The organism is Amycolatopsis anabasis (assembly GCF_009765355.1).
Lineage (GTDB): Bacteria > Actinomycetota > Actinomycetes > Mycobacteriales > Pseudonocardiaceae > Amycolatopsis > Amycolatopsis anabasis.
This window is the reverse complement of sequence record NZ_VTHK01000063.1, coordinates 15,385-22,714: the sequence shown is the minus strand read 5'-3', so window position 1 is coordinate 22,714 and position 7,330 is coordinate 15,385. Positions and strand designations below refer to the sequence as shown.

At 71.7% G+C, this 7,330-nt stretch carries 1 protein-coding gene and 1 pseudogene; both read left to right on the top strand.

Going from position 1 to position 7,330, the window contains the following annotated elements; genetic code table 11:
- Positions 1 to 17: 17 nt before the first annotated feature.
- Entirely contained in the window at positions 18 to 5,477 is a 5,460-nt protein-coding gene (locus FXO23_RS43075) for a type I polyketide synthase (protein ID WP_158893401.1), read from the top strand.
- Positions 5,478 to 5,490: 13 nt separating this feature from the next.
- Positions 5,491 to 7,330: pseudogene (locus tag FXO23_RS51995) on the top strand (type I polyketide synthase); the annotation flags it as partial.

Here is a 7,330-nt window from a genome sequence, read left to right as displayed (position 1 = left end):
GAACAAGGCAAGGTTCCATGGCGAATGACGGCAAGCTCCGCGACTACCTCAAGCGGGTGGCGGCGGATCTCCACGACGCCCGCCGGCAACTGCGGGAGCTCAAGAACAGCGATCGCGAACCGATCGCCATCGTTGCCTTGGGCTGCCGTTTTCCCGAGGCCGCGCAGTCACCGGACGACTTCTGGGCGGTCCTGCGCGACGGCCGGGACGTGATCACCGAGTTCCCCGGCGATCGCGGATGGGACGTCGAGCGCCTTTACGACCCGGACCCGGATCGGTCCGGGAAGTCCTACGTACGCGCGGGCGGCTTCATCGACACCGCGACCGAGTTCGATGCCGGGTTCTTCGGCATTTCGCCGCGCGAGGCACTGGCCATGGATCCGCAGCAGCGGTTGCTGCTGGAAACGTCGTGGGAAGTGTTCGAGCGCGCCGGGATCGATCCGCGCTCGCTCCGCGGCACCGCGACGGGCGTGTTCATCGGCGCCGGGCATTCCGGCTACGACAACGGCTTCGCCGGGGATTCGAACGAGGTCGACGGCCACCTGCTGACCGGCGGGTCCACCGCGGTCACCTCGGGCCGTCTGTCCTATGTGTACGGATTCGAGGGGCCCGCGGTCACCGTGGACACGGCGTGCTCGTCGTCGCTGGTCGCGTTGCACCTGGCGGTGCGGTCGCTGCGGTCCGGGGAGTGCTCGCTGGCGCTGGCCGGTGGGGTGACCGTGATCTCCACCCCCGCCGCGTTCGTGGAGTTCTCCCGGCAGCGCGGGCTCGCCGCGGACGGGCGGTGCAAGCCGTTCGCCGCGGCCGCCGACGGCACCGGGTTCTCCGACGGCGTCGGGCTGTTGCTGGTGGAGCGGTTGTCGGACGCGCAGCGCAACGGTCACCAGGTCTTGGCCGTGGTGCGCGGCAGCGCGGTGAACCAGGACGGCGCGTCGAACGGGCTGACCGCGCCGAACGGTCCGTCGCAGCAGCGGGTGATCCGGCAGGCCCTGGCCAATGCCGGGCTGTCGGCCGGTGAGGTCGACGCGGTGGAGGCGCACGGTACCGGGACGACGTTGGGCGATCCCATCGAAGCGCAGGCTCTCTTGGCGACCTACGGCCAGGAGCGCCCCGAGGACCGGCCGCTGTGGCTGGGTTCGGTGAAGTCCAACATCGGGCACACCCAGTCCGCCGCCGGGGTGGCCGGGGTGATCAAGATGGTGCTGGCGATGCGGCACGGCGTGCTGCCGAAGACCCTGCACATCGACGAACCATCGCCCAATGTGGACTGGTCCGCGGGCGCGGTCCGGCTGCTGACCGAGCCGGTCCCGTGGCCGGAGGCGGACCGGCCGCGCCGGGCGGCGGTGTCCGCGTTCGGCGTCGGCGGCACCAACGCGCACGTGATCCTCGAGCAGGCTCCGGAACCCGAGGCCGCGACCGGGGAGCCGGTTTCACCGATCCCGGTGTTGCCGTGGGTGTTGTCCGCGAAGACCGGCGAAGCGCTCCGGGCGCAGGCCGCGCGGCTTGCCGAGCACGTCCGGTCGCACCCCGACCTGGACGCGCTGGACGTGGCGTACTCGCTGGCGACCGGCCGCCCCGGGCTCGAGCACCGGGCGGCGGTGGTGGCCGGGGAGCGCGCCGAGTTCCTGCGCGCGCTGGCCGCGTTGGCCGGGGGAGAAGCACCGGCCGGGGTGGTCGGAGGGGTCGCCGCGGAAGGCAAGTCGGCGTTCTTGTTCGCGGGTCAGGGTTCGCAGCGTGCGGGGATGGGCCGGGAGTTGTATGAGCGGTTCCCGGTGTTCGCGGCGGCGTTCGACGGGGTGTGCGCCGAGCTGGACCGGCATCTGGATCGGCCGGTGCGGGATGTTGTGTTCGAGGGTGGGGGCCTGCTGGATCAGACGGTGTGGACGCAGGCGGGTTTGTTCGCGGTCGAGGTCGCCCTGTTCCGTCTTCTTGAGTCGTGGGGTGTGACTCCTGATTTCGTGGGTGGGCATTCGATCGGCGAACTGGTGGCCGCGCATGTGGCTGGGGTGTTGTCGTTGGCGGATGCGGCCGCGTTGGTGGCTGCGCGGGGCCGGTTGATGCAGGCGTTGCCCCTGGGTGGGGCGATGGTGGCGGTTCAGGCCACCGAGGAAGAGTTGCGGCCGTTGCTGGAGGGTAAGGAATCGCAGGCGAGCATCGCCGCGGTGAACGGCCCGGACTCGGTGGTGATCTCCGGTGACGAAGCGGTCGTGCTGGAGATCGCCGGACACTGGGAAGCGCAGGGGCGCCGGGTGAAGCGGTTGCGGGTGAGCCACGCGTTCCATTCGCCGCACCTGGAAGCCATGCTGCGGGGTTTCCGCCGGGTGGCGGAAGGCGTTGCGTTCCACGAACCCCGCATCCCGGTCGTATCCAATGTGTCCGGTCAGCTCGCGACGGCGGCCGAGTTGTGCTCGGCCGAGTACTGGGTGCGGCACGTGCGCGAGACCGTCCGGTTCCGCGACGGTGTTCGCGCGCTGGCCGCGGCAGGGGTCTCCAGGTTCCTCGAGGTGGGGCCGAGCGGCGTGCTGACCGCCTTGATCCAGGACTGCCTGACCGATCACGCGACGGTGGTTCCGGCGCTGCGCAAGGATCGGGGCGAGGCCGTGGCGCTGGTCGAAGCGGTCGCCAAGGCGCACGCACACGGCTGTGCCGTGGACTGGAACCTGTTCTTCGCGGGCTCGGGTGCTCGCCGGGTCCCGCTGCCGACCTACGCCTTCCAGCGGCGACGGTACTGGCCGCGAGCAACCGGTGCGGTCGGCGACGTTCGCTCGCTCGGCCTGGTACCGGCGGAGCACCCGTTGCTGGGCGCGGCCGTGCGGATGCCGGACTCGGATGGGGCCGTGTTCACCGGCCGGTTGTCCGTGGAGACCCAGCCCTGGATCGCCGACCACGTGGTGCTCGGCGCCGTACTGGTGCCCGCGACGGTGTTCGTCGAACTGGCGAGCTGCGCCGGTGACCGGATCGGTTGCGGGGTGCTGGAGGAGCTCACCCTCGAGGCGCCGCTGGTGCTGCCCGGGTACGGCGGGGTGCGGTTCCAGGTGGTGGTCGGCGCGGAGGAATCGGGCCGCCGGTCGCTGAGCGTGCATTCGGCGAAGGCGGGCGACGACGAGTTCGACCCGGCCTGGACCCGGCACGCCAGCGGCGTGCTCACCACCGATGCCCAGGAACCGCCCGACCTCGGCGAATGGCCACCGGCGAAGGCGATCCCGATCGAGGTCGACGACGCGTACCAGCGGCTGTCCGGGGCGGGGCTCGACTACGGTCCCGCCTTCCGGGGGATGGCCGCGGCCTGGCGGCGCGGGGACGAACTGTTCGCCGAGATCCGGGTCCCCGAGGACGTTTCGGTGGACGCGGACTCGTTCGGGGTGCATCCCGCGCTGCTGGACGCCGCGCTGCACGTGACCGGAATCTCCGGCGACGCGGAACCCGGGCAGACCACGGTTCCGTTCGCGTGGAGCGGCGTCAGCCGGTACGCCTCGGGGGCGTCCGTGCTCCGCGTGCGGATTGCCGCGACCGGGCCGGACGAGGTGTCCCTCGAGATCGCGGACGGCAGCGGCGCCCCGGTGGCCGCGGTGCGGTCGCTGGTGTCCCGCCCGGTCTCCGCGGAGGCGCTCCGGGCCGCTCGCCCGGACGGCGACGGTTCGCTTTTCCGTCTGAAGTGGACCGAAGTGCGGCCCGGTGCCGCGCCCGATTCGTCCCGGTGGGTGCTGCTGGGCGACGGTCCCGGCCTGCTGGCAGGCGCTTTCGGGCTGGACGGGGTCAAGGTGGAGCGGTACACCGACCTGGCATCGGTCGCCGAAGCCGGGGCGCCCGACGTGGTGTTCGTCGAATCCGTTCCCGGCGGCGCGGCGAACGAAGCCACGAAGTCCGTCCTCGCGTTGATCCAGTCGTGGCTGGCCGACGAGCGGCTCGCCACCTCGCGGTTGGCCGTGGTGACCCGGGGCGCGGTCGCCGCCGAAGCGGACGCGTCCGTCGGTGACCCGCCGGGGGCCGCGGTCTGGGGCTTGGTGCGCTCGGCGCAGGCCGAGCACCCGGAACGGTTCACCCTGATCGACCTCGACGACAGCGACCGTTCGTTCCCCGTGCTGCCCGCCGCGCTGGCCCTCGACGAACCGCAACTCGCGGTGCGCGACGGTGTCGTGCGGGTGCCGAGGCTGGAACGGGCGTCCGGAACCGGCGGCCAACCCGGCTTCGCCCCGGACGGCACCGTCCTCGTCACCGGCGGCACGGGCGCCTCGGGCAGGGTGGTGGCGCGGCATCTGGTGGCCGGGCACGGGATACGGCATCTGGTGCTGACCAGCCGGCGGGGCGCGGACGCCCCCGGCGCCGCGGAACTGGCCGCCGAACTCGGCGCGCTCGGTGCCGAGGTGACGATCGCCGCGTGCGACACCACCGATCGGCGCGCGCTCGCGGACGTGCTGGCGCGGATTCCGGCGGAGCACCCGCTGACCGGGGTGGTGCACACCGCCGGAGTGCTCGACGACGGTGTGATCGGGTCGCTGACCCCGGAACGGGTCGACGCGGTGCTGGGTCCGAAGATCGACACGGCGCTGAACCTGCACGAACTCACCCGCGACCGGGAACTGGGCGGTTTCGTCCTGTTCTCGTCGGCCGCCGGTGTGCTCGGCGGACCCGGCCAGGGCAACCACGCGGCCGCGAACGCCTTCCTCGACGCGCTCGCCCAGTCCCGCCGGGCGGCGGGCCTTCCCGCGGTGTCGCTGGCCTGGGGACCGTGGGACCAGTCCGACGAATCCGCCCGGATCGCGCGCGGCGGGGTCGAGCCGCTGTCCCGGGCGGACGGGCTCGCGCTGTTCGACATCGGGCTCGCCGCCGGTGCTGCGCTGCTCATCCCGATCGAACTGGACACCCGGAAGCTGCGCGCGGCGTCGGACCAGGTTCCCGCGTTGCTGCGCGGGCTCGTCCGCACCCCGACCCGGACCGCTTCGAAGGGCGGGGCGGTTACCGATCTGAAGCAACGGCTGGCGGGTCTGTCCGAAGAAGCGCAGGAGGACCTGCTGGTCGAACTGGTGGCGACGCACACCGCGGCGGCGCTCGGGTACGACGCCGCGGACGCGATCGAGGAGACCCGGGCGTTCCAGGAACTCGGACTGGACTCGCTGACCGCCGTCGAACTCCGCAACCGGCTGAGCACGGCCACCGGGCTGCGGTTGCCGGTGACGCTGGTGTTCGACTACCCGAAACCGGCCGTGCTCGCCCGGTACCTGCGCGCCGAGCTGACTCGGGCCGAGGAGCCGGACTTCCTCACCACGCTCGAAGAGCTGGACCGGCTGGAAACCGTTCTCCTGGCGGCCGCCGAGGACGAGCTCGGGCGGGAACGGGTCGCGACCCGGTTGGCCGCGCTGCTGTCCAGGTTGTCCGGCGAGAAGGCGGCGAAGGACGCCGGTTCGATGGCGGAAAGGCTGGAAGTGGCAACGGACGATGAGCTGTTCGCCCTCGTAGACAACAAACCCGGCAGCTAGGGGGTGACGCCTTGTGTCGACCGAAGAGAAACTCCGCGAGTACCTGAAGCGGTCCATCGCCGACCTGCACGAGACCCGCGATCAGCTGCGCGAGGTCGAGGAGAAGGACCGGGAGCCCATCGCGATCGTGGGCATGAGCTGCCGGTACGCGGGCGGGGTGAGCTCCCCGGAGGACCTGTGGGACCTGGTCGCCTCGGGCGGCGACGCCGTTTCCGGCTTCCCGCTCGACCGGGGCTGGGACGTGGAAGGGCTGTACGACCCCGATGGGCTCCGCCCGGGAACCAGCTACACCGCCGAGGGCGGTTTCCTGCACGAGGCCGCCAAGTTCGACCCGGGCTTCTTCGGCATCTCGCCGCGCGAAGCGTTGGCGATGGACCCCCAGCAGCGGCTGTTGCTGGAGACCGGGTGGGAGGTCTTCGAACGGGCCGGGATCGACCCGACTTCCCTCGCGGGCAGCGAGACCGGGGTGTTCGTCGGCGCCACCTATCAGGGCTACGAGACGGTTGGCGAGCAGCACCAGGACGACGTCGCGGGGCATCTGCTGACCGGTAACTCCCCGAGCATCATCTCCGGCCGCATCGCGTATGCGTTCGGTTTCGAAGGGCCCGCGGTGACCGTGGACACGGCGTGCTCTTCGTCGCTGGTGGCGTTGCACATGGCGGCCCAGTCGCTGCGGCGGGGCGAGTGCTCGCTGGCGCTGGCCGGGGGCGTGACGGTGATGTCGACGCCTTACACGTTCGTGGAGTTCTCCCGCCAGGGCGGCCTTTCCGCCGACGGCCGGTGCAAGTCGTTCGCCGCGGCGGCGGACGGCACCGGCTGGGGTGAGGGTGTCGGGTTGCTGCTGGTGGAGCGGTTGTCGGAGGCGCGGCGCAAGGGACATCGGGTGCTGGCCGTGCTGCGTGGTTCCGCGGTGAACCAGGATGGCGCGTCGAACGGGCTGACCGCGCCCAACGGGCTCTCCCAGCAGCGCGTGATCCGGCTAGCCCTGGACAGCGCCCGGCTGTCGGCCGATCAGGTCGACGTGGTCGAGGCGCACGGCACCGGCACCAAACTCGGCGATCCGATCGAGGCGCAGGCATTGCTGGCGACCTACGGCCGGGCGCGGCCGAAGGACCGGCCCCTGCGACTCGGTTCGATCAAGTCGAACATCGGGCACACGCAAGCCGCCGCCGGGGTCGCCGGGGTGATCAAGATGGTGCAGGCGATGCGGCACGGCCAGGTGCCGAAGAGCCTGCACATCGACGCGCCCTCCCCGAACGTGGACTGGTCCGCCGGTGCGGTCGAACTGCTCACCGAAGCCATGCCCTGGCCGGAAACCGGCGAACCGCGCCGGGCCGGGGTGTCTTCGTTCGGGGTCAGCGGCACGAACGCCCACGTCATCCTGGAGCAGGCCCCCGAGATCGAGCCGGATGCGCCCGCCGAACCCGCTGCGCGCGTTCCCGTCACGCCCTGGCTGCTTTCCGCGAAGAACGCCCCGGCGCTGCGGGAGCAAGCCCGGCGACTGGTGTCCTATGTGGACGATGTGACGCCGGTGAATGTCGGGTTGTCTTTGGCGACGACTCGTGCCGCGTTGGAACACCGTGCCGTGGTGGTGGGTGCGGAGGGGGCGGAGTTGTCCCGCGGGTTGGCCGCGCTGGCTCAGGGAACTGGGTTTGCCGGGGTGATCGAAGGCGTTGCGGCCAAGGGCAAGACCGCGTTCTTGTTCGCGGGTCAGGGTTCGCAGCGTGCGGGGATGGGCCGGGAGCTGTATGAGCGGTTCCCGGTGTTCGCGGCGGCGTTCGACGGGGTGTGCGCCGAGCTGGACCGGCATCTGGATCGGCCGGTGCGGGAGGTCGTGTTCGAGGATGGGGACC

What these genes read in the sequence shown, in the direction of transcription:
- FXO23_RS43075 (WP_158893401.1), top strand. Translation starts at nt 18, where the DNA reads ATGGCGAATGACGGCAAGCTCCGCGACTACCTCAAGCGGGTGGCGGCG.